This is a genomic window from Bradyrhizobium sp. USDA 4454 (assembly GCF_054822705.1).
The window spans coordinates 3,555,211-3,576,800 of record NZ_JBTRCN010000001.1 but is presented as its reverse complement, the minus strand read 5'-3'; the positions used below and the strand labels follow the sequence as shown (position 1 = coordinate 3,576,800).

23 protein-coding genes and 1 pseudogene are annotated in these 21,590 nt (G+C 65.0%); 12 read left to right on the top strand and 12 right to left on the bottom strand.

Going from position 1 to position 21,590, the window contains the following annotated elements; genetic code table 11:
- The first annotated feature begins 95 nt into the window (after window positions 1-95).
- The 3 genes from ACVIW0_RS16700 to ACVIW0_RS16690 all read left to right on the top strand — a co-directional run bounded on the left by ACVIW0_RS16700 (window position 96) and on the right by ACVIW0_RS16690 (window position 2,354).
- A complete protein-coding gene (locus tag ACVIW0_RS16700; protein WP_461353304.1) occupies window positions 96-1,421 on the top strand; it encodes an LLM class flavin-dependent oxidoreductase in 1,326 nt (441 codons plus the stop codon).
- Between the two features lie 126 nt (window positions 1,422-1,547).
- Window positions 1,548-1,715 carry a 50S ribosomal protein L33 gene (gene rpmG / locus ACVIW0_RS16695; RefSeq protein ID WP_018271988.1) on the top strand — a complete coding sequence of 56 codons (168 nt, stop codon included), beginning with the start codon at window positions 1,548-1,550 and terminating at the stop codon, window positions 1,713-1,715.
- Window positions 1,716-1,823: 108 nt separating this feature from the next.
- A complete protein-coding gene (locus ACVIW0_RS16690) occupies window positions 1,824-2,354 on the top strand; it encodes a hypothetical protein (RefSeq protein WP_461353303.1) in 531 nt (176 codons plus the stop codon).
- Here ACVIW0_RS16690 and ACVIW0_RS16685 read toward each other — a convergent pair.
- The 3 genes from ACVIW0_RS16685 to ACVIW0_RS16675 all read right to left on the bottom strand — a co-directional run bounded on the left by ACVIW0_RS16685 (window position 2,351) and on the right by ACVIW0_RS16675 (window position 5,636).
- Window positions 2,351-2,479, bottom strand: a complete 129-nt coding sequence (locus ACVIW0_RS16685) for a hypothetical protein (protein ID WP_256438757.1) — start codon at window positions 2,477-2,479, stop codon at window positions 2,351-2,353. The genes ACVIW0_RS16690 and ACVIW0_RS16685 overlap by 4 nt on opposite strands.
- A 71-nt stretch (window positions 2,480-2,550) precedes the next feature.
- Entirely contained in the window at window positions 2,551-3,948 is a 1,398-nt protein-coding gene (locus tag ACVIW0_RS16680) for an ammonium transporter (RefSeq protein WP_461353302.1), read from the bottom strand.
- Window positions 3,949-4,403: 455 nt separating this feature from the next.
- Window positions 4,404-5,636: an MFS transporter gene (locus ACVIW0_RS16675; protein ID WP_461353301.1), complete on the bottom strand. Its 1,233-nt coding sequence runs from the start codon at window positions 5,634-5,636 to the stop codon at window positions 4,404-4,406.
- Window positions 5,637-5,796: 160 nt separating this feature from the next.
- Here ACVIW0_RS16675 and ACVIW0_RS16670 point away from each other — a divergent pair, with 160 nt between their 5' ends.
- Window positions 5,797-6,372 (top strand): TetR/AcrR family transcriptional regulator, encoded by a 576-nt coding sequence (locus ACVIW0_RS16670; RefSeq protein WP_461353300.1) that lies wholly within the window; start codon window positions 5,797-5,799, stop codon window positions 6,370-6,372.
- 132 nt (window positions 6,373-6,504) lie between these two features.
- Window positions 6,505-7,710 carry a serine hydrolase domain-containing protein gene (locus tag ACVIW0_RS16665; protein ID WP_461353299.1) on the top strand — a complete coding sequence of 402 codons (1,206 nt, stop codon included), beginning with the start codon at window positions 6,505-6,507 and terminating at the stop codon, window positions 7,708-7,710.
- A gap of 142 nt (window positions 7,711-7,852) precedes the next feature.
- On the opposite strand, the gene ACVIW0_RS16660 is transcribed toward ACVIW0_RS16665, so the two are convergent.
- Together ACVIW0_RS16660 and ACVIW0_RS16655 are read right to left on the bottom strand one after the other, a co-directional pair.
- Window positions 7,853-9,226, bottom strand: a complete 1,374-nt coding sequence (locus ACVIW0_RS16660) for a PleD family two-component system response regulator (RefSeq protein WP_461353298.1) — start codon at window positions 9,224-9,226, stop codon at window positions 7,853-7,855.
- A 15-nt stretch (window positions 9,227-9,241) separates the two neighbouring features.
- Window positions 9,242-9,607 carry a response regulator gene (locus ACVIW0_RS16655; protein WP_016845968.1) on the bottom strand — a complete coding sequence of 122 codons (366 nt, stop codon included), beginning with the start codon at window positions 9,605-9,607 and terminating at the stop codon, window positions 9,242-9,244.
- Between the two features lie 229 nt (window positions 9,608-9,836).
- Here ACVIW0_RS16655 and ACVIW0_RS16650 point away from each other — a divergent pair, with 229 nt between their 5' ends.
- Together ACVIW0_RS16650 and ACVIW0_RS16645 are read left to right on the top strand one after the other, a co-directional pair.
- Complete coding sequence (locus ACVIW0_RS16650) at window positions 9,837-10,136, top strand: DUF3572 domain-containing protein (protein WP_076858046.1); 300 nt, start codon at window positions 9,837-9,839, stop codon at window positions 10,134-10,136.
- Complete coding sequence (locus ACVIW0_RS16645; RefSeq protein WP_461353297.1) at window positions 10,115-11,431, top strand: DNA polymerase IV; 1,317 nt, start codon at window positions 10,115-10,117, stop codon at window positions 11,429-11,431. Before ACVIW0_RS16650 ends, ACVIW0_RS16645 begins: the two co-directional genes overlap by 22 nt.
- Window positions 11,432-11,570: 139 nt before the next feature.
- Here ACVIW0_RS16645 and ACVIW0_RS16640 read toward each other — a convergent pair whose 3' ends face one another.
- The gene (locus ACVIW0_RS16640; RefSeq protein ID WP_461353296.1) at window positions 11,571-11,972 is read right to left on the bottom strand and encodes a RidA family protein; all 402 of its coding nucleotides are present in this window, start codon (window positions 11,970-11,972) and stop codon (window positions 11,571-11,573) included.
- A gap of 259 nt (window positions 11,973-12,231) precedes the next feature.
- A complete protein-coding gene (locus tag ACVIW0_RS16635; RefSeq protein WP_461353295.1) occupies window positions 12,232-13,098 on the bottom strand; it encodes a cell envelope integrity EipB family protein in 867 nt (288 codons plus the stop codon).
- Between the two features lie 253 nt (window positions 13,099-13,351).
- Between ACVIW0_RS16635 and ACVIW0_RS16630 the strand changes: the two genes are divergently transcribed.
- The 4 genes from ACVIW0_RS16630 (at window position 13,352) to ACVIW0_RS16615 (ending at window position 16,490) form a co-directional block, all read left to right on the top strand.
- On the top strand, window positions 13,352-13,819 hold the full coding sequence (locus ACVIW0_RS16630; protein ID WP_461353294.1) for a RidA family protein: 468 nt from the start codon (window positions 13,352-13,354) through the stop codon (window positions 13,817-13,819).
- 3 nt (window positions 13,820-13,822) lie between these two features.
- Window positions 13,823-14,575, top strand: coding sequence for a glycerophosphodiester phosphodiesterase (locus ACVIW0_RS16625; protein ID WP_461353293.1), 753 nt, complete (start codon window positions 13,823-13,825; stop codon window positions 14,573-14,575).
- Between the two features lie 181 nt (window positions 14,576-14,756).
- The gene (locus ACVIW0_RS16620; protein WP_461353292.1) at window positions 14,757-16,007 is read left to right on the top strand and encodes a GNAT family N-acetyltransferase; all 1,251 of its coding nucleotides are present in this window, start codon (window positions 14,757-14,759) and stop codon (window positions 16,005-16,007) included.
- A gap of 57 nt (window positions 16,008-16,064) precedes the next feature.
- Entirely contained in the window at window positions 16,065-16,490 is a 426-nt protein-coding gene (locus ACVIW0_RS16615) for an HIT family protein (RefSeq protein WP_461353291.1), read from the top strand.
- Between the two features lie 132 nt (window positions 16,491-16,622).
- Here the strand turns inward: ACVIW0_RS16615 and tsaA are convergent, their stop codons facing one another.
- The 5 genes from tsaA to ACVIW0_RS16590 all read right to left on the bottom strand — a co-directional run bounded on the left by tsaA (window position 16,623) and on the right by ACVIW0_RS16590 (window position 20,552).
- On the bottom strand, window positions 16,623-17,114 hold the full coding sequence (gene tsaA, locus ACVIW0_RS16610) for a tRNA (N6-threonylcarbamoyladenosine(37)-N6)-methyltransferase TrmO (protein WP_461353290.1): 492 nt from the start codon (window positions 17,112-17,114) through the stop codon (window positions 16,623-16,625).
- A gap of 3 nt (window positions 17,115-17,117) precedes the next feature.
- The gene (locus tag ACVIW0_RS16605) at window positions 17,118-18,098 is read right to left on the bottom strand and encodes a Bug family tripartite tricarboxylate transporter substrate binding protein (RefSeq protein ID WP_461353289.1); all 981 of its coding nucleotides are present in this window, start codon (window positions 18,096-18,098) and stop codon (window positions 17,118-17,120) included.
- A gap of 61 nt (window positions 18,099-18,159) precedes the next feature.
- The gene (locus ACVIW0_RS16600; RefSeq protein ID WP_461353288.1) at window positions 18,160-18,504 is read right to left on the bottom strand and encodes an AzlD domain-containing protein; all 345 of its coding nucleotides are present in this window, start codon (window positions 18,502-18,504) and stop codon (window positions 18,160-18,162) included.
- Window positions 18,501-19,253: an AzlC family ABC transporter permease gene (locus ACVIW0_RS16595; RefSeq protein ID WP_461353287.1), complete on the bottom strand. Its 753-nt coding sequence runs from the start codon at window positions 19,251-19,253 to the stop codon at window positions 18,501-18,503. Before ACVIW0_RS16595 ends, ACVIW0_RS16600 begins: the two co-directional genes overlap by 4 nt.
- 189 nt (window positions 19,254-19,442) lie before the next feature.
- Window positions 19,443-20,552, bottom strand: a complete 1,110-nt coding sequence (locus ACVIW0_RS16590; RefSeq protein ID WP_461353286.1) for a transglycosylase SLT domain-containing protein — start codon at window positions 20,550-20,552, stop codon at window positions 19,443-19,445.
- Between the two features lie 91 nt (window positions 20,553-20,643).
- Here ACVIW0_RS16590 and ACVIW0_RS16585 point away from each other — a divergent pair.
- Window positions 20,644-21,574, top strand: a pseudogene (locus ACVIW0_RS16585) (glycine/sarcosine/betaine reductase selenoprotein B family protein).
- Window positions 21,575-21,590 lie beyond the last annotated feature (16 nt).

Sequence of the window (21,590 nt, the reverse complement as noted above, 5' to 3'; positions counted from 1 at the left end):
AGGGATCGGCCAAAAACAAAATAATCTTCCCGATGGCGCGCCGCGAAACGCCACCCTATCTGTTCCGCTAACCACAACAACGACGGAACGGGGCTATGGCGAAGCGTCAACTCAAGCTCGGCGCATTCATGCGGCCGATCAGCATCCACACCGGCGCCTGGCGCTATCCCGGGGCGTGGCCCGACGCCAACTTCAATTTCGATCATATCAAGACGCTGATCCGCAAGCTCGAGGCCGGCAAGTTCGACGCCTTCTTCATGGCCGATCATCTGGCCGTGCTCAACATGCCGATCAATGCGCTGAAGCGCAGCCACACCGTGACCTCGTTCGAGCCGTTCACGCTGCTGTCTGCTCTGTCCGCCGTCACCGAGCGGATCGGCCTGATCGCGACCGGCTCGACCACCTTCGACGAGCCCTATCACGTCGCCCGCCGCTTCGCCTCGCTCGACCACATCTCCGGCGGCCGCGCCGGCTGGAATATCGTCACCACGTCCAACCCCGACGCCGCGCTGAATTTCGGCCTCGACGATCACATGGAACATGCCGAGCGCTACAAGCGCGCCCGCGAATTCTACGACGTCGTCACCGGGCTCTGGGATTCATTCGCCGATGACGCCTTCGTGCGCGATGTCGAGTCCGGACTGTTCGTCGATCCCGACAAGATGCATGTGCTCAATCACAAGGGCAAATATCTCTCGGTCCGCGGTCCGCTGAATATCGCGCGTCCCGTGCAGGGCTGGCCTGTCATCGTGCAGGCCGGCGCCTCCGATGACGGCCGGCAGCTGGCGGCCGAGACCGCGGAAGCCGTGTTCACCGGCGGCGGCAGCCTGGCCGACGGACAGAAGCTCTACGCCGACATTAAGGGCCGCATGGAAAAGATCGGCCGCGATCCCGAGCATCTGAAGATCCTGCCCGGCGCCTTCGTGGTGGTCGGCGACAGCGTCGAGGAAGCCAAGGAGAAGCGCGCGCTGCTCGACAGCCGCGTGCATTACGACAGCGCAATCGCCTCGCTGTCGGTGATCCTCGGCACCGATGCCTCCACCTTCGATCCGGACGGGCAATTGCCGCCGATCCCGGAAACCAATGCCAGCAAGAGCGGCCGGCAGCGCCTCGTCGACGTCGCCGCGCGCGACAAGCTCACGGTGCGCGAACTCGCGCAGCGCGTCGGCGGCTATGGCGGGCTCGCCTTCGTCGGCACGCCGCAGACCATCGCCGACCAGATGGAAGAATGGCTGGTGGGTCGCGGCAGCGATGGCTTCAACATCATGTTCCCCTATCTGCCGCAGGGCCTGTTCGAATTCGTCGACCGGGTGGTGCCGGAACTGCAGAAGCGCGGAATCTTCCGGACCGAATACGAAGGACGGACCCTGCGCGAGAATCTGGGCCTGCCGCGGCCCAAAAATCAGTTTTTCGAGGGGTAATCGGGCCGGAATCGGCACGATTTCGGCCGGAAATCCTTGACTTCCCACGGTTTGTGGCTAGTTTCCCGGCCAAACGCGGGCCGATTTGGCCGGCTCCCGATACCCTTCATTTTCGAGGATTTGCACATGGCCAAAGCGGTCACCATCAAGGTCAAGCTCGTGTCGACCGCCGACACCGGCTTCTATTACGTCGCCAAGAAGAATTCGCGCACCATGACCGACAAGCTGGTCAAGAAGAAGTACGACCCGGTCGCGCGCAAGCACGTCGAGTTCAAGGAAGCCAAGATCAAGTAAGATCGCCTGCTTCTGACGTTTCAAACGGGGCCTCACGGCCCCGTTTTTGCTTTGTAGCCATGCGTCATCCCTCATGTCTTTCGGGCAAGTCCCGGACGCAGGGCTCACATGATCGCGAGCTTGGACGAAGGAAACGTCGGCGGCTACTCGGTCGCCTACGGCCGCGAGGACACGTACTTTCCGGTCTATGTCACCGCCGCCCTCGCCGCGATCTTCCTGACCGCGACCTGGATCACAAGCGAGATTTATTGGCTGGCGCTGGCGGCGGCAGCCGGCGGCTTCACCTACTACAACATCCCGCTGCTGGAGGCCGGACGGCCGACCATCGGCGCCAATCAGTACGGCATCTTCATCCAGGCCTTCGGATTGATCCGCTGGCGCGCCATCACGCGTATCGACCTCGTCGAGATCGCCGAGCGCGCGATGACCGTCCACGAGTTGCAGATCGCACTGAGCGGGCCGCTCGGCAGCGCGCTGGTGGCCGATTGGCGCAAGCGGCCAGCCTACCGGCTGTTGATGCGCCTGCCGTGGCGCATGGACCATCGTGGCGTGGTCCGAGTCAATCTCGAGCTATTCGACCGGACGCCTGACGAGATCCACCGGACGTTCCTCAGGATGTGGCGCTACTACCGGAGCTAGCCCTTGAACGCCTCATCACGCAGATGCGCATCCGCGATTTGCGCATCCGGATTGTGTGTGATGGTCATGAACCAAACCAGGCTGAAGAATAGCGACCACGCTGTGTTCCAATAGAACCAGTTCATGGGATCACCTCGAACAGCTTTGAACCGCACCGGCCGGCGAACATCGCCGGCCTTGCGGAACGCCGCCCAATCTACTGCACGACCTCGCCGTGCAGCGCGAGATCCAGCCCTTCCCGCTCGATATCCCGCGTCACGCGGAGCCCGACGAAGAGATTGATCACGAACAGGATGACCAGACTCACGACCGCATCATACACGAAGACGGTCGCGACGCCGATGCACTGATTGATGAACTGGCCGGGATTTCCCTCCAGAACGCCTGCCGTACCGCCATACTGCTCGACCGCGAACACCCCGGTCAGCAGCGCCCCGACGATGCCGCCGAGGGCATGGACGCCGAAGCAGTCCAGCGCGTCATCGTAGCTGAACATGCGCTTCAAGCCGGTGCATCCCCAGTAGCAGCAGACGCCGGCGGCGATCCCGATCGCGAAGGCGCCGACCGGCCCGACGAAACCGGAGGCCGGCGTGATCGCGACGAGGCCGGCAACGGCGCCCGAGCAGATGCCGACGACGGTCGGCTTGCCCTTCAATGCCCATTCCACCACCATCCAGGTGAAGCCCGCCACCGCCGTGGCGATCTGGGTCACCAGCATGGCCATGCCCGCTTGCATTCCCGCCGTAACCGCGGAGCCGGCGTTGAAGCCGAACCAGCCGACCCACAGCAGCGACGCGCCGATGAAGGTCAGCACCATATTGTGCGCCGGTCCCGTCTCGACGCGCTTGCCGAGCATGATCGCGCACATCAGGCCGGCCACGCCGGCGTTGATGTGCACCACGGTGCCGCCGGCGAAATCGAGAACCTTGACATAGGCGGCGTCATTGCCCGCGGAGAAGATGCCGTCGGGTCCCCAGACCCAATGCGCGATCGGCGCGTAAACGAAGATCGCCCACAGCCCGATGAACCAGAGCATCGCGGAGAACTTCATCCGCTCGGCAAACGCGCCGGCGATCAGTGCCGGCGTGATGATAGCGAACGTCATCTGGAAGCAGATGTAGACGGCCTCAGGAATGGTCGCGGCAAGCGGATTGGGATTGCCGATGCCACCCTTGCCGATGTCGCTCAGGATGTCCTTGAGGAACATGCGGTCCAGGCCGCCAATAAACGGCGTGCCGGCACGAAACGCCAGGCTATAGGTCAGGACCGCAAACAGGATCGTGACCAGGCAGGTGACGGCGAAGCTGGTCATCACGGTGTCGCCGACATTCTTCTTGCGTACCATGCCGCCATAGAACAGGCCGAGCCCCGGCACGGTCATCATCAGGACGAGCGCGACCGACGTGAGCATCCAGGCGGTGTCGCCGGAATTCGGGGTGCACTTCTCGAGAATCTTGCCGCCGCAGGCTGGCGGCGCCGCCGCATCCTCAGCCAGCGCAAGGTCGCTGAACAGCAGGCAGAGGAAAGCCACCCCCAGCAGAGCCACCACGATTCTCACGAGGTTCCGGCGCGTGTAGGTCCCAGACTCCATCATCGTTCTCCCATCACAAGAAATGCTGGTGTTCGGAATGGGTGCAGCGCATTCGGGAACGCGACGTCGAAAGACGGCGCACGTTCGGTCATTGGGATGTCTCGAAGGGGCCCGCGAGGCGCAAGGACCTCGTGCTCGGCGGCGCGGCGAAGGCCGTGGTGCGCTGATCGCTGGAGAATGACGGCGACTAGCCTCATCGCGGCCAGCCCTTCCCATGAGTCCCCGGGCCGGAACCTCAGCGACGGCTTCCGGCTCGATTTCTAGCCAGATTCAATCAAGATTCGTGCCACCCATGCGCGCGGAGTAACACATTGAAGACGTTGCGACTTTAATGTGTCAACGGAACAGTTTCGCGCTCCATTGCACGTTCTCGCAGCAAGCCATCGATGTAAAAATAGGCAGCAACCGGCGACTGCCCACGCGCGGGGCAGTCGCTGGTTTACCGCCGGGGTCGGAAGCTAGGCGGTCTTGAGCAACGGCGGTTGCGCCGGCCGGATCAGCGCGAAGGCAACCTGGATGATGCCGCCGGCAAGACCGAGCGCGACGCCGATGCGCCAAGCCATGGTGTAGGAGCCGAGCGAATCGTAGATCAGCCCGCCGCCGTAAGCACCGAGGAAGCTGCCGATCTGGTGGCTCATGAAGGCAAGGCCCTGGATCATCGCCTGCCAGCGCAGCCCGAACGTCTCGGCCACCGCGCCCGCAACCAGCGGACCGACGCCCATCCAGAGGAAGCCCATGATGGCGCCGAACAGCAAGGTCGAGGAAGGCGTTGCCGGCAGCATGAAGTACCAGGCAAGCGCCAGCGAGCGCAGGATGTAGATGCCGCCGAGCAGCGCCAGCTTGTTCCAGCGCTGGCCGGCCCAGCCGAAGAACAGCGAGCCCAACACGTTGAAGCCGCCGATCATGCCGAGCGTCTGCGCGCTCAGCATCGGATCGAGCCCGCAGATCGCCAGATAGGAAGGCAGATGCGTGGTGAGGAAGACGAGTTGCATGCCGCAGACCAGATAGGCGCAGGTCATCACCACGAACGACGCGTTGCTGAACGCGGTCTTGGCCGCGGTCACCGCAGTGGCGTTGCCGATGTCGTCACCCGCGGGCTTCGGCAGCGGAATCTTGTCGACGCGGCCGGCGTACAGCGCCGCCGGGATCATGAAGACCGCGAGGATGACGAAACCGGCAAGTCCGACGCGCCAGCCGAAACCGTCATTGAGCATCTGCCCGATCGGCGCCGACAGCAGCGCGCCGAGCGAGCCCGCCGCGGAGACGATGCCGAGCACGGTCGAGCGCACCGTCTCCGGCACCGCGCACGCCGCGACCGACATCGCGATCGCATTCGCGGTGCAGGCGAGCGCGATGCCGATCAGCACACCGGCGCCGATCATGACGCTGACGAGCCCATGCGCCGTCGTCATCAGCACGAGACCGGCGATATAGGCCAGCGCGCCGATCACCATGATCGGGCGGAAGCCGTAGCGCACCGTCATCGCACCGGCGACCGGCTGCAGAAAGCCCCAGGCGAGGTTCTGCACGGCAAGCGCCAGCGTGAAATGCGACACCGAGATACCGATGTCGAGGGTCAGCGGCTGCAGGAAGATGCCGAGACTTTGTCGCAGCCCCATGCTCAGCGTGAGCATGATGGAGGCACCGATCAGAATGGGAAGCGTGGGACGCAGGACCTGCAGCAGGGGCATTGTTTTTGTTCTCCCATAACGGCGCGGCACGCGCGCCACGGCCTGCGATTCACGCATGTTTTGGTTACACAGACCTGTGTACTTAGGCTATACAGGGAGCCAACTGTCAAGCGAAGAGGATCACGGCCGGCGCATGGCTTCCCCGCCTCCCAAACAGACCATGAAAGAGCGGATCCTCGAGACCGCCGACAGACTGTTCTACCTTCAGGGCATTCGCGCCATCGGCGTCGACGCCATCGCGGCCGAGATCGGCATCAGCAAGCGCACGCTCTACAATCACTTCCCGTCGAAGGACGCCCTGATCGAGGCCTATCTGCAGCGCCGCTTCGTGCAGCCCCGCCCTTCCCACAAGCCGCCGGCCGAGCAGATTCTCGCGACTTTCGATTCGCTGGAGCGGCGTTTTGCGGCGAAGGATTTTCGCGGCTGCCCATTCGTCAACGCGGTCGCCGAGCTCGGTCCCGACGACGAGGACCGTACGTTCCGAAATATCGCGGTCGCCTTCAAGGAAAGCCGCCGGCTCTGGTTTCGGGATCTGCTGCTGCAACTCGGCGTCGCCGATGCCGAGGGACTAGCGACCCAGCTCACGCTGCTGGTCGACGGCTCGATCGCGCAGGACCTGGTGCGCGACGATCCCGCGATGGCACGCGCAGCCAGGGAAGCCGCCCGCGTGCTGCTGGCGAATGCCGGCGTCAAGGTCGAAAGCTCCGCGCCCGCGGACAAGAGACGCCCTGGATAAATCCCGGTTGCATACACAAGTCCGGTTTGGTTGTTAGCATTGGCGGCATGCGACGGCATCCCGACCGGATATTCCGTCCGGCGAGATTGACGGCGACCGCGCGACAGCCTGCGGCACAACAGGGGAGCGACCATGGAAGATCTTGACGTGACGGCCACCGGCTACGATTTCGCGCCGGCGCGCGCCGCCATGCAGCGCTATGTCGACAACGATCTCTTGTCCGGCATCTCCTGGACGGTTCTGGTCGGGCGCGACATCGCCGACACCGGCTGCGTCGGATGGGCCGACAAGGAAGCGCAAACGCCGCTGCGCACCGACCACATCTTCCGGGTGTTCTCCAACACCAAGCTGATCACGTCCTGCGCGGCGCTGCTGTTGTTCGAGGACGGCCGCTTCCGGCTCGACGATCCGATCGAGACCTACATCCCGCAACTCGGAAACCGGAAAGTGCTGCGGCCGGGCGCGACGTCGATCGACGACACCGAGCCGGCGCAGCGGTCGATCACGATCCGCCAGTTGCTGAGCCACAGCGCCGGCTTGAGCTACGGCTTCTTCGATCCCGGCACGGTCATCTTCAAGGCGCTGAACGAGCGCGGAGTGCACAATCCCAATGCGACCCTGGCTCAGATGGTGGATGTGCTGGCCGATCTGCCGCTGATCTATCAGCCGGGTACGTCGTGGGAATACTCGCTCGCGATCGACGTGATCGCACGCCTGGTGGAAGTCGTCAGCGGCCAGCGCTTCGACAATTTCATCAAGGACCGTATCCTCGATCCGCTCGGCATGGTCGATACCGGTTTCGTCGTTCCCGAACAGGATCAGGGTCGCCTCGTCGCATATTACGCCGGCGCGGATCTCATGGAGCCGATGAAGCCGGGCCTCACCCGCACTGACAATGCGCCCTTCCCCGGCGCCTATCTGCGCCCGATCGCGAGGCTCAATGGCGGCGGCGGCCTGGTCTCGACGCTGCCCGACATGGTCGCGCTGATCCGCAGCCTGCTGCCGGGCGGACCGACGCTGCTGAAGCCGGACACCATCGCGGCGATGATGTCCAACCAGTTGCCCGCAGGACAATGGATCCGCTTCGCGATGATGGGCGAACAGCCCGGCAAGGCGCATGGGCTTGCCGGCGGTCTGATCCTCACCCCCTCACCGATCGATCATCCCGATGCGGCCGGTGAATTCTACTGGGGCGGCGTCGCGGGCACGCAGTGGTGGATTTCGCCGAAGACGGGCATCGCCGGCGTCATGATGGCGCAGCGCCAGATGGCGTTCGTCCATCCGTTCTCGTTCGAGTTCAAGCGGCTGGCCTATGACGCGGTGAAGCGCGGGCGGTAGGTTTATCTACCCTGGGTCACCCGCGAAAGCGGGTGACCCAATATCCCAGGGGCATTGACTCTTGAAACGAGAGGCCTCGGCGTACTGGATACCCCGCTTTCGCGGGGTATGACGATCGATGATACTGGGAGCGTGACGCGCGTTACGCCGCGGCAGCGACCACGCGGTTGCGGCCGTCGTGCTTGGCGCGATAGAGCGCGGTATCGGCGCGCTTGAGCACGTCGATGACCTGTTCGCCCTTGCGCTCCAGCGTGGTGAGCCCGATCGAGATCGTGACCGTGATCCGTTTGCCGCCCTTGTCGACGGCGAACGGCTCGCCCGCGATCGAGCGGCGCAAGCGCTCGGCGACCATGCCGGCGACATGCAGATCGGTCTCGGGCATCACGATCACGAATTCCTCGCCGCCATAGCGGCAGGCGAGATCGATGCCGCGGATCGACTTGCGGATGCGAACGGCGAATTCGCGCAGCACGTCGTCGCCGGCATCGTGGCCGTAGGTGTCGTTGATCGCCTTGAAGTAGTCGATGTCGAGGATCATCAGCGCCAGCGGCTTGCCGCGGACCGAGGCCTGCTCGGCGAGCGTCGCGAGATGGCTCTCCATGTAGCGCCGGTTATTGAGGCCGGTCAGCGCATCGGTGATCGCCATCTCGATCGAGTTCTGCACATTGTCGCGCAGATGATCGGTGTAGCGGCGGCGGCGGATCTGGGTGCGCGCCCGCGCCAGCAGTTCGTTCTTGTCAACCGGGCGCAGCAAATAGTCGTTGACACCGATCTCGAGCCCGCGCATCAGCCGCGTGTTGTTGTCGGCATCCGAGATCGCAAGGATCGGGACCTGGCGCGTCCGCTCCAGCGAGCGGGCCTGGCTGCACAGCCGCAGGCCATCGAAATTGTCGAGGCTGAGCGACACGATCAGCAGATCGTAATTGCCTTCGGCGGCGTGGAACAGCGCTTCCGACGGATTGGTCTCGACGTCGACGGTGTGTTCGGCGGAAAGGATCGGCGCCAGCTTCTCGTAGGACGACGGGCGGTCGTCGACCAAGAGGATGCGGCCGCCGGTGCCCTTGTCGGCGATCGCACTGCGCTCCGGCGCCTGCATGCCGATCTCGAGCGAGGTGATGGCGCGCATCCGCAGCTCGTCGGTCATCATCTTCAGCCGCGTCAGCGAGCGCACGCGCGCGATCAGCACGACGTCGGATACCGGCTTGGTCAGGAAATCATCGGCGCCGGATTCGAGTCCGCGCACGCGATCGGCCGGACTGTCGAGCGCGGTGACGATCACCACCGGAATGAAATGCGTCGCCGGATTAGACTTCAGCCGGCGGCAGACCTCGAAACCGTCCATGTCAGGCATCATGACATCGAGCAGGATGATGTCACATTCGGCGCGCGCGCAGATTTCCAGCGCCTCGGTCCCGTTTGAAGCGGTCAGCACATCGAAATATTCGGCCGACAGGCGGGCTTCCAACAGCTTGACGTTCGCCGGAACGTCGTCGACGACGAGGATACGCGCGGACATTGCACCACAACTCCCCTATCCGATAAAGCGTCGGACAGTCTCAATAAATTTGCCGACCGAGATCGGCTTGGACAAATAGGCTTCGCAGCCGCCCTCGCGGATGCGTTCTTCGTCGCCTTTCATGGCGAAGGCGGTGACCGCGACCACCGGAATCGTGCGCAGATCGGGATCGTCCTTGATCCAGCGCGTGACCTCGAGGCCGGAAACCTGGGGCAGTTGAATATCCATCAGGATGAGGTCGGGGCGCAGCTTGCGGACGAGATCGAGCGCTTCGAAGCCATTGCTGGTGCCCGAAGTCTGATAGCCATGCGCTTCCAACAGATCGCGAAAGAGCTTCATGTTGAGCTCATTGTCCTCCACGATCAGGACGGTTTTGGCCATCCCGTCCCTCCCAAACCCAGGAGACGGGCCCTGCTGCGGCACCTCACGCACCGCGCTCGGGACGCGTCGAAAATGTGAATTCAAACTAGCGCCAGAATCGCTCTAACCCGTTAACCCGAAAGTCCAACTTCCGCAGCGTGGTTTCCGTTGCTTGAACACACGCGGAAGACTCGGGCATGATGGGCCTCTCAATAGAGACCATAAGTTAACGGAAAGGCAAACCGACGCGTTGAAAAAGCCTGTTCACAACCCGCGGGAAGTCGCTGAAATCGTTGCGATTCAGGCGCTCGGCTTCATTGCCGGCGATCCCGAGCGGCTGGGCCTGTTCCTGGCCGAAACCGGAATCGGTCCGGAGACGCTGCGGAACGCGGCGTCCAATCCTCAATTTCTTGCGAGCGTGCTCGATTTCGTGATGCGCGACGATGCGACCGTGAAGGCATTCGCCGCCGCCTCCGAATTGCACCCGACCAACATCGCGGCCGCCCACCAGGCGCTGGGTGACCCGAGATGGGAGCGCGACGTGCCGTGACGACGGCAGCGGCAGCGCCCGACGGCCCCCTCAGTTTCTGCCGAGACTGCCTCGGTGATCTCGACATCAAGGTGAAGCGATGCAGCCATTGCGGCTCGCCTCGGCTGGTGCGTCACCGCACCCTGCCCGCGCTGGCGCTGGCGCATATCGACTGCGACGCGTTCTATGCGACGGTCGAGAAGCGCGACAATCCTGAGATCGCCGACCGCCCCGTCATCATCGGCGGCGGCAAGCGCGGCGTGGTGTCGGCGGCTTGCTACATCGCGCGCACCTATGGCGTCCGCTCCGCGATGCCGATGTTCAAGGCGCTGGAACTCTGCCCCGACGCGACCGTGATCCCGCCCGACATGGCGAAATATGTCCGGGTCGGGCGCGAGGTGCGCCAGGCGATGCAGGCGCTGACGCCGCTGGTCGAGCCGCTGTCGATCGACGAGGCGTTCCTCGATCTCTCCGGCACGCAGCGCGTCCACGGCATGATCCCCGCCAAGGTGCTCGCCAAATTCGCCCGCGAGGTCGAGCGCGACATCGGCATCACGGTGTCGGTCGGGCTGTCCTGCAACAAGTTCCTCGCCAAGATCGCTTCCGACCTCGACAAGCCGAGGGGCTTTGCGGCGCTCGACCAGGACGAGGCGCGCGAGATGCTGGCGAGCAAGCCGGTCGGCTTCATCTACGGCGTCGGCCCCGCGACGCAGGAGAAGCTCGTGCAGCGCGGCTTCCGCGTCATCGCCGATTTGCAGCGCGCCGACGAGAACGAGCTGATGAAGCAGTTCGCCAGCGAAGGCCGCAGGCTGTGGCGGCTGGCGCGCGGCATCGACGACCGCAGCGTGGTGCCCGACCGCGGCGCCAAGACCATTTCGAGCGAGACCACCTTCGAGACCGACATCCGCGACTTCGCGACGCTGGAAAAGCTGCTCTGGAAGCTGTCGGAGAAAACCTCGACGCGGCTGAAGAGCAGCGACCTCTCCGGCTGCACCATCACGCTGAAACTGAAGACCGCTGATTTCCGCCAGCGCACCCGTTCGCAATCGATCCAGACGCCGACCCAATTGGCCGCAAAGATCTTTGCGGTGACGCGCGAGATGCTGGCCAGGGAGATCGACGGCACCGCCTTCCGCCTGATGGGTGCCGGCGTCAGCGCGTTGCGCCCGGGCGCGCAGGCCAACGATTCCGATATGCTCGACCGCCGCTCGGCCCACGCCGAACGCGCGATGGACAATCTGCGCAAGAAGTTCGGCAGTGCCGCGGTGATCCGGGGCATTGCCTATGAGGGGCCGGCGAAGAGCGCGGAAGATTGACTGTCACCGGACGTCATCCTGAGGTGCGAGCGGAGCGAGCCTCGAAGGATGCGTGGCAAGTCCCGGGCCGTTCATCCTTCGAGACGCCGCTTCGCGGCTCCTCAGGATGACGGTTGCTTCAGCCGCGCCGTGACATTCCTCAATCCGCGACCGCCACCGCCTCGATCTCGATCAGCCATTCCGGCGCCGCGAGCGCGGTGACGCCGACCAGCGTGGAGGCCGGCGGCTCCATGCCCTCGAAGAACGCCGAGCGCGCCTTGCCGATGATCGGGCGCAGCTCCGGCTTGTAGCCGACGACGAAGGTCGTGATCTTGACGATGTTGGAATAGCTGGCGCCCGCGGCCTTCAGCGCCAGGCCGAGGTTCTGCATCACCTGCGTCGTCTGCGCGGCGAGATCGCCGGCGCCGACCACCCGGCCCTCCTCGTCGGTGGACACCTGCCCCGAAACGTAGATCGTGCGCGCGCCCGAGGCGACCACGACGTGCGAGTAGGCCGGATTGTGATGCAGGCCGCTGGGACGAAGATGGTCTGATTTGCTCATGATGTGCCTCCCTGACACCTGTGTTTCGGGAAGCGTACTCGTCTCGGGTGGTTCAGGCCAGAGGCGGTTTCACAAGCTGCGCAGGCTTGCTGTCGTCCCCGCGAAAGCATGCGAAAGCGGGGACCCATAACCACCGAAGGTGATTATTGCGCGACGCTGGGGCCACAGTCCCTTCAACAACTCGGCCCTGTGGTTATGGGTCCCGGGTCGCGCTTCGCTTGCCCGGGACGACGGCTGTGTATGTCGAGAAGATCAGCCCTCACTTGCAGGGCTTGGTGTCCCTGACGTCGAACTTGTCGAGCGCGCCGGAGATCACGAAATCGTTGTAGTCCAGCACCAGCGCGCGGGAAACGCCGTTCTCGTAGAGCTCGAATGACATCGCGTAGACCGGCGTCTGCTCGCCGTCCTTGGCGCGCGCGTCGCTGTCATAATAGCTCACCGTCACCGGCCAGCGCGTCATGGTCTTCATTGCATCGCTCGCCGTCGACGGATCGGGCGATGACGGCGCGCGGTCGCCGGCGATCGGCCGGCCGATCACAGTCAGCGTGTTGTAGATCTTCTCGCCGTTGTCGGAGCCGTCATAGACGGTCTGCTCGAGCACCGATTTGCCGTCGCGGGCGGCGGCGATGATGTGCTGGATCTGCTCGGTCGGGAACACGATCTTGCCGTCGATATTGAAGGTCTTCTTCACCGGCTGGGTGAGCTTCACCGTGATATGATCGCCGACCCGCTCGGCGATGCCGTCGACCGGCGCCGAGTCACCGTCGTTCATCCTTGTGTCGATCTTGAAGCGGTAGCTCTTGCCCGACGCGTCCTCCCAGGACGAGGAACGTAAATCCGACAGCGTCACCTTGCCCTCGCCGCTGTCGAGCTCGGACACCTGGCGGAATTCGGAGGTGTAGCCTTCGCAGGAATTGCCGGAGAAATTGTACAGGATGCGCCCGCGCGCATCGCTGACCGAATTGGAGCCGCGCGATTTCACCAGGCTGAGATCGTACAGCGCCTGATGCGCGAGAAACGGCCCGCTGGCCGCAGCGGCAGCGGACCCCTGAACCAGACCGGATCCTGCGGCAACGGCGATCGTGAGCACCAGGACACGCAACGGGATCCGAAACGGCAGGGTCATGGTCTTTCCTCGTGGAGGCAGGGATTCGCCACAATAATGACGGTCGTATTGCGCCGCAACTGGGGCAAGTCTGACAAAAAATCCATCTCGGCGCCAAAGGTGCCGCCGTTTTCAGCAACTTTCGGTGCGATTCCGCGCGCCACGGCGCACGGCCTTCACTTTCCCGTCGCTTGCAACCGGCGGCCCGATGCGCGAAACAAACCCGGCCCTGACCGCGTTTCAGGCTTCGTGCAAATCCAATTGGGGGACAAAGATGGCGGGTACCGTCGAACAAAAACTGGCGTCACAGGGCATCACACTTCCCGAGCCGACCTCCCCGGTCGCGAACTATGTCCCCTTCGTCCGCAGCGGAAACCTGCTGTTCGTCTCGGGCCAGGTCTGCTTCAACGCCGAAGGCAAGCTGATTGCCAAGGGCAAGCTGGGGGCCGGCGTCACGCTCGAGCAAGGCGTCGCCGCGGCGCGGGGCTGCGCGATCAATCTGCTGGCGCAGATCAAGGCCGCGCTCGGCGACCTCGACAAGGTCGTGCGCGTGGTGCGGCTCGGCGGCTTCATCAACTCGGCACCGGATTTCTTCGACGGACCGAAGGTCCTGAACGGCGCGTCCGACCTGATGGTTGCGGCATTCGGCGACAAGGGACGCCATGCCCGTACCACCGTCGGCGTCGCCTCGCTGCCAGCGGATGCCGCGGTCGAGGTCGAAGGCGTGTTCGAAGTCTCCTGATCGATGCGCGCACCTGATTGGCTGACGAAGCGGCCGATCGCCCATCGCGGCCTGCATGATGCCGCACGCGGCGTCATCGAGAACATGCCGGCCGCGGCCAACGCCGCGGTATCAGGCAATTTCGCCATCGAATGCGATATCCAGCTCAGCGCCGACGGCGAGGCGATGGTGCATCACGACGATGCCCTCGGCCGCCTCACCGAGGGTTCGGGGTTGCTGGCGTCCAAGACCGCGGCCGAGCTGAAGGCGGTCAGGTTCAAAGATACGTCCGAGCAGATGATGACGCTCGGCGATCTCTGCACGCTGGTCGCCGGCCGCGTGCCGCTGGTGATCGAGGTGAAGAGCCATTTCGACGGCGACCGCAAGCTGGTCACCCGGATGGCCGAGGTGCTGTCGTCCTATCCGGGTCCGGTGGTCGGCATGTCCTTCGATCCCGACCAGGTGCTGGCGCTGCGCGAGATCATGCCGGACCTGCCGCGCGGCATCACCGCCCAGCGCAGCTATAACGACGGTTACTGGGACAAGCTGACCCCGGCCCAGCGCGACGGCATGCTCTACCTGCGCCACGGCTTCCGGACCGCGCCGCATTTCGTCGCCTTCTGGGTCAACCAGCTCCCGGCGCCGGCGCCCTGGATCGCCCGCAATCTGTTCGGCTGCCCGCTGCTGGCCTGGACCGTACGCACGGCGGAACAGCGCGAGCGCGCGGCGCGTTTCGCCGACCAAATGATTTTCGAGGGGTTCGTGCCGGGAACCTGACATGTCCCAGGCTGGCCCTTTGCAGTCTTGAACTCGTCGCTGCAACGCACGATGTTGGCAAGGGTTGGTTGGTCAAGCGTTGGTCGTCATCGGCGATGGCGGAATGCGGAGCATGATCCGGAAGTGGAGCCAGCTGTTCCGGAAAGATCATGCTCAAACGAGGCACCGGTCTTCATTCTCGATGGCGTCGTCTGAAATCACCCTGGAGGCTGTAGCTGACGTCGGCGCCATTCCGGCCGCCGAATGGGACGCCTGCGCCAATCCTAAGGCAGACGCGGGCAGCATTCACAACCTCGATACGCTGGCCTCGCCCGGTTCCGCAGGCGATTGCCAGGCCACCGCAGGTTCAAGCTATAACCCCTTCGTTTCCCATGCCTTTTTCGCTGCCGCCGAGGCCTCCAATTCGGCCTGCCCGCGGACCGGCTGGGGGCCGCGGCATCTGGTGGCGAAACTCGACGGCCGGATCGTCGGCATCGTCCCGTGCTATCTGAAATCGCACTCGCAGGGCGAATACGTGTTCGACCGCGGCTGGGCCGAGGCCTATCACCGCGCCGGCGGCAGCTACTATCCGAAGCTGCAGGTCTCGGTTCCCTTCACGCCGGCGACCGGGCCGCGGCTTCTGATCCGGGACGGCGTCGACCGCGAGGTGATCGGCTCGGCCTTGGCGCGCGGCCTGCGGGCGCTTTGCAACGCCACCGAGGCCTCCTCCGTGCACGTCACCTTTGCCCGCGAGGATGAGGCCAGGTTCCTTGGCGCGCACGGCTTCCTGCAGCGGACCGACCAGCAGTTCCACTGGCACAATCGCGGCTACAAGACCTTCGACGACTTTCTCGGCTCGCTGAACTCGCGCCACCGCAAGGGCATCAAGCGCGAACGCCGCGAGGCGCTTGCTGCCGGGATCACCATCCACTGGCTGACCGGGTCTGATATCACCGAGGACGCCTGGGACGCGTTCTTCGAGTTCTACATGGAGACCGGCTCGCGCAAATGGGGCCGGCCGTATCTGACCCGGCAGTTCTTCTCGCTGATCGGCGAGAGCATGGCGCGCGACGTGCTGCTGGTGATGGCCAAGCGCAACGGCCGCTGGATCGCGGGTGCGATCAATTTCATCGGCTCGGATACGCTGTTCGGCCGCAACTGGGGCGCGATCGAGCACCACCCGTTCCTGCATTTCGAGGTCTGCTACTATCAGGCGATCGATTTCGCGGTTCAGCGCGGGCTCAAGGTGGTCGAGGCCGGCGCGCAGGGCGAGCACAAGCTGGCGCGCGGTTACCTGCCGCAGACCACCCACTCGGCCCATTTCATCGCCGACCCCGGGCTGCGCCGGGCGATCGCCGATTACCTCAGGCGCGAGCGCGATTATGTCGCCGAGGTCGGCCGCGAGCTCACCGAGGCCGGTCCGTTCCGGAAGACCGTCGACGACGACGCTTGACGTTTGGCTCGTGACCCGGACATTAGCCTTCTAATAAAAACTTGAGGAGCCGCCGCCATGCCCGCCGCCTACGACAACAACAACCCCTTCGCAAAGATCCTGCGCGGCGAGTTTCCCTGCTACAAGGTCTACGAGAACGAGCACGTGCTCGCCTTCCTCGACATCATGCCGCGCTCGCCCGGGCACACGCTCGTGATCCCGAAGGCCCCTGCCCGCAACATCCTCGACGTCACGCCCGACGACTACGCCCATGTCGCGCGCGCCGCGCACAAGATCGCCGCCGCCAGCATGAAGGCGTTCGAGGCCGACGGCATCACCGTGCAGCAGTTCAACGAGCCCGCCGGCGGCCAGGTCGTGTTCCATCTGCACATGCATGTGATGCCGCGCAAGGACGGCATAGCCCTGCTGCCGCCCGCGAGCGTCAAGGAGGACGGCAAGGTGCTGGAGGCGAATGCGGCAAAACTGATCGCGGCGTTGAAATAGGTCGCCTCTCACCTCGTCATTCCGGGGCGCGCCTCTTGGCGCGAGCCCGGAATCCATTTCACCGTGAAACGCGCGGCCTGATGGATTCCGGGTTCGATGCTTCGCATCGCCCCGGAATGACGATTGAGAGAATTACTCCGTCTCGAAATCGCCCGGCTGCGGCGGGGCCGGCGGGGTGAACTCGCAGCGGTCGGGCTTGACGTCGATCAGCGGTGTCTCGTCGAGGCAGTCGAGGCCGCGCACCAGGATGACATTGCCTTCGACGCCGACCAGCTTGACGATCGAGGTGCCGATCGGGTTCGGCCGCACCGGCGAGCGCAGCGAGAAGGTGCCGCGGGTGTTGCCGTTGTTCTTCGGGCTTTGCAGCACGATGTCGCGGCGCGAGTGGTGCAGCCAGTACAGCACTTCGAGGTTCGAGTAGAAATCGACGCCCTTGATCGCGGCGACCCAGGGCTCGAAGATCTCGAGCTGGCACACCGGGCCGTCATGCCGCCCCTGCCGCGGCGTCGCCAGCCGCGAGGTCCAGGGCGTGCGGATGCGGCCGATGAAGACCAGCCCGGCGTCGCGCGCCGTCGGCATGTCGACGGCGACCTCGCCCTGGCGCAATTCCATTTCACGTACCATGTGTCAGTCCAGCGATATGTTCAGCGTCTTGACCACTTCAGCCCACCGCGCGCGATCGGTATCGACGAATTTGTCGATCTCCGCCTGGCTTTTCGCGCGCAGCGGCGGGAAACCGATTCTGACCAGCGAAGCGCGGAACGCCTCGTCGTTCAAGGCCCGGTCGAGGCTCGCCTTGATCTTGCCGGCGATCTCGTCAGGCACTTTCGACGGCGCAGCGATACCATACCAGACGCTGACCGCATAATCCGGATAGCCGCTCTCGGCGATCGTCGGCAGATCGGGCAAGTCCGGAATGCGCTCGGCCGAGCTGACGCCGAGCGCGCGCAGCATGCCTGACTTGACCGGCGGCAGCGCGGTGCCGAGCGTGTCGAACATCAGCTGGATGTTGCCCGACAGCAAATCCTGCAGCGCGGGCCCGGCGCCCTTGTAGGGCACATGGGTCATCTCGACACCGGCCATCTGCTTGAACATCTCGCCGGCAAGGTGAACCGTGCCGCCGGTGCCGGCCGAGCCGAAATTGAGCTTGCCGGGATTCTTCTTGGCGTAGGCGACGAACTCCGCGATCGTCTTTGCGGGCACCGACGGATTCACCTCCATGATCATCGGCGCGTCCGTGATGACAGACAACAGGCGGAAATCCCTGGCGGGATCGTAGGGCAGCTTCTTGTAGAGCACCGGGTTGAGCACGAAGATCGAGGCTGCCGTCACGAACAGCGTGTAGCCGTCGGGATCGGAGCGCGCGACCGCCTCGGCGCCGATCGCACCTTGCGCGCCGGCCTTGTTCTCGACCACCACCACCTGCTTGAGATCGCGCCCGAGATATTCACCGACGATGCGGCCGAGCACGTCGGTCGGCCCGCCTGCGGCATAGGGCACGACGAGCTTGATCGGACGGGTCGGGTAATCGGCGGCCCACGCCGGGAACGCCGCCGCCAGCAACGCTGTCAGAGCAACAATGAAGAGCGATGATGCGCGCCGCCGCATGCCGTTTCCCCGTTGTCTTGTTGTTGGGGAGCGAGAGTAACGGATAATGCGGTCGCCGCAATCAGCCGAGCCAGTATTTACCTGACAGCATCACGATTTCGCCAACGATCACGCCGGCGAAGATCGACTTCCGTGCCAGCATGAACACGATGAATCCCGCTGCGACGGCGCCGTAGCGCAGCCAGTCCGGCACGCTTGCGAGCGCACCCGGTGGCTGCACCACGATCTGCGCGATGATGCCGGCGAGGATTGCGGTAGCGACCGCCCTCACCCAGACCAGCAGCTCGGAATTCTCGTCGATGCCGCCGCCGAACCACAGGCCGAGCATGCGCCAGATCTGGTTGGGAATGACGCCTGCGACGAACAGGATCGCGAGCGCGTGCCAATCGCCGATCAAGGTGCTCATGCGCGCGCCCGCACGATGCCCGCCCGCGCCCGGTGCACGGCATAGGCGATGGTTCCCGCGACCACGCCGCTGACCAGGATGTCGACGCCGCTGTTGAGCAGCGCGGCCAGCGGAAACAGCAACAGCCCGAGAACCAGCGCGACGACGTCGGCGAGCTCGCGGCAGTTGCGCGCGGTGGAGAACAGGAAGGCCAGCGGCGTCAGCATCAGCATGCCGGCGGCGAGCAGCGGCGTCAGGTTGGCCGCGAGCGTGTAGCCGATCGTGTTGGCGATCAGGCAGACCGAAACCAGCCCGAGGCCAAGTCCGTGGATGAAGGCAATCCGCCGGTTGCGCGGCACCTGCGGCAGGAAGCGGAAGCATTCGACCCACAGCGTCACGGCGGTAAGATGCGCCACCAAGATGAGATGCCGCCGCTTGGTCTGCTCCGTGCGCATCAACGGCAGCACCGAGACCACCATCGGAAACAGCCTGATCGCGCTGACGGTGACCGCGATCGCCGATTGCAGCACGGTGGCGCCGGAGCCGAGCGTCGTGATCACGATGATCTGCGCAGGCCCCGCCCACACGAACGCGGTGCTCGCCAGGGTCCAGCCCAACGAGAAGCCGGAATCATGCGCCAGCGCGCCGATGCCGAGATAGGTCGCAAACAGCACCAGGGTGAGCACCGTCGCGCCGATCGACCGCGCGCCCCACAGGAAGGCGCGGAACGAGGTCTGCCATTGCGGAGAATCGAGCGGAGGAAGCGCCACGGGGAGCCGGTTGGTTTTGCAATCGCGGCGGCTTAGGGCTGATGAAGCTGAGGGTCAACCAAGTGACGACACAGCACTGGTATGCAGTAGCCCGGATGAAGCGCCAGCGAAATCCGGGGCCGCTCTTGCATGAGGTGAGAGCTCTCCCGGATTGCGCTGCGCTCCATCCGGGCTACGGGATCTACGCAATCACGCCCGGTTCTTCAGCACGAAGCATGCCCCGCCCGCCTTGCGGATGCGGTTGCAGAGGCCGTCGGCCTCGGGGCGCGTGTCGGCGCCGATGCGCACCTGGTAGAAGGTCGCGCTGCCGCGGGTGCGTAGCCGCGAACCGAGCAGGCTCGGATCCTGATCGCCGATCACGGCCGACAGCCGCTTCATGGCGCGGGCATACATCGCGAGCGCCTTGTCGCGGCTGAAGCCGGCGGCGAGCTGCACGCCCCACAGCTTCGCCGCCGACAGCGTGACGTGCTGCTCGAGGCCGGCCACGAACGGGTTGGGCGCGCGCTTCAGCAATGCCATCAGCTCGCGGCAACTCCTGGCCGGCGGACGCTCCGGCATCTTGCCGTTGTTGCGGGCGGCAGCGGCCCAGTCGTCGACGCTCGAGCCGGTGATCGCGGAGACGTAGTTGCGCGTCTCCTGCGGCATGTATCCGGTGCCGGCGAGCCAGTCCTGAATCCGGCGCGGGCCGGCATTGTAGGCGGCCGCCGCGAGACCGAGATTGCCGAACTGGTTGCGCAGCTCGCTCAGGAATTCGGCTGACTTCGGCAGCGCCTGGACGGGATTGAACGGATCAAGAAGCCCGCGCTCGTTCGCCGTTCCCGGCATGAACTGCGCGATGCCCTGCGCGCGCTGGCCACTCCGGGTCATCGGACCGACCGCGTCGGCCTGGAAGCGGCTCTCCTGCCAGATCACGCGGGCGAAGAATTCGAGCGGCAGATCGTTGGCGCGCGCCGCCGACTCGATCATCAGGCACATCGCCTCGCGGGTGTCGCTCTCGCGCGCGTCGTCCGCGGGCTTGTCGGTTGCCGCCGCTGGCTTCTCGGCGGGCGCCGCAGGCGCGTCTGCCGGAGGTGCCGCAGGCTTCGCGGACGAGGGTGCGGTCTGCTCGCCCGGCGGTGGCGCAGGCTGCTCAGGCGCCGCCACGGGCTTCTCGGCAGGCTTGTCCGCAGGCGGCGCCGCCGGCTGCTCGGCACCCGGCGGCGTTGTCGGGGCTGCGGCAGGCGCGTCCTCCGCGCCGGCGCCGGCCGGCGACACCAGCAACACCAGCGTGATCCATGCGGCGCAACGACCTGTTCGCATCGCAAATCTGTTCCCGTGCAGCGCGGCTTGACACCGCAAGCTCGTGGTCTAGCTATGGACGGAAATGATGGCGCGCAAAAGGGAGCGCAAAATGGCCGCAGCCTCGGACGACCAGACCGGCTTTGCCCCCGACGACGATGCCCCGATCGGCTACATGAAGCGGACCCGCGATTATTATGCGGCGATCGGCTACACCACCCCCTACCGCTGGGCCCATTACACCTCCGCCCCGTTCCAGCCGCTCAAGAAGCCGCTGAACCAGTCCCGCGTCGCCCTCATCACGACGGCGGCACCGTTCGATCCGGTCAAGGGCGACCAGGGTCCCGGCGCTAAATACAATGGCGGGGCCAAGTTCTATTCGGTTTATGACGGCGACACGTCGAAACAGCATGACTTAAGGATTTCGCACATCGCCTATGACCGCACCCACACCACGGCGACCGACAGCGGCACCTGGTTCCCCCTGGCGCAACTCAAGCGCCTTGCCGTGGCCGGCAGGATCGGCGAAGCCGCGCCGCGCTTCTTCGGCGCCCCGACCAACCGCAGCCACCGCGTCACCATCGAGACCGACGCGCCCGAAATCCTCAGGCGCTGCCGCGACGACAAGGTCGACGCCGCGGTGCTGGTGCCGAATTGCCCGGTCTGCCACCAGACCGTCAGCCTGGTGGCGCGGCATCTCGAGGCCAACGGCATCCCGACCGTCGTGATGGGCTGCGCCAAGGATATCGTCGAGCACGCCGCGGTGCCGCGTTTCCTGTTCTCCCGACTTCCCGCTCGGCAACTCCGCCGGCAAGCCGCACGACGAGGCCTCGCAGGCGCTCACGCTGGAGCTCGCCCTGCGCGTGCTGGAATCCGCGCCCGGTCCACAGACCACGGTGCAGTCGCCATTGCGCTGGAGCGAGGATGCATCCTGGAAGCGCGACTACAGCAACGCGGACGCGCTCAGCGCCGACGAACTGGCGCGCCTGCGCCGCGAGTTCGACGCGCAGAAGGAGATCGCCAAGGGCCTGCGCGTCGCGTAGCACGTGAGGCTCGGCG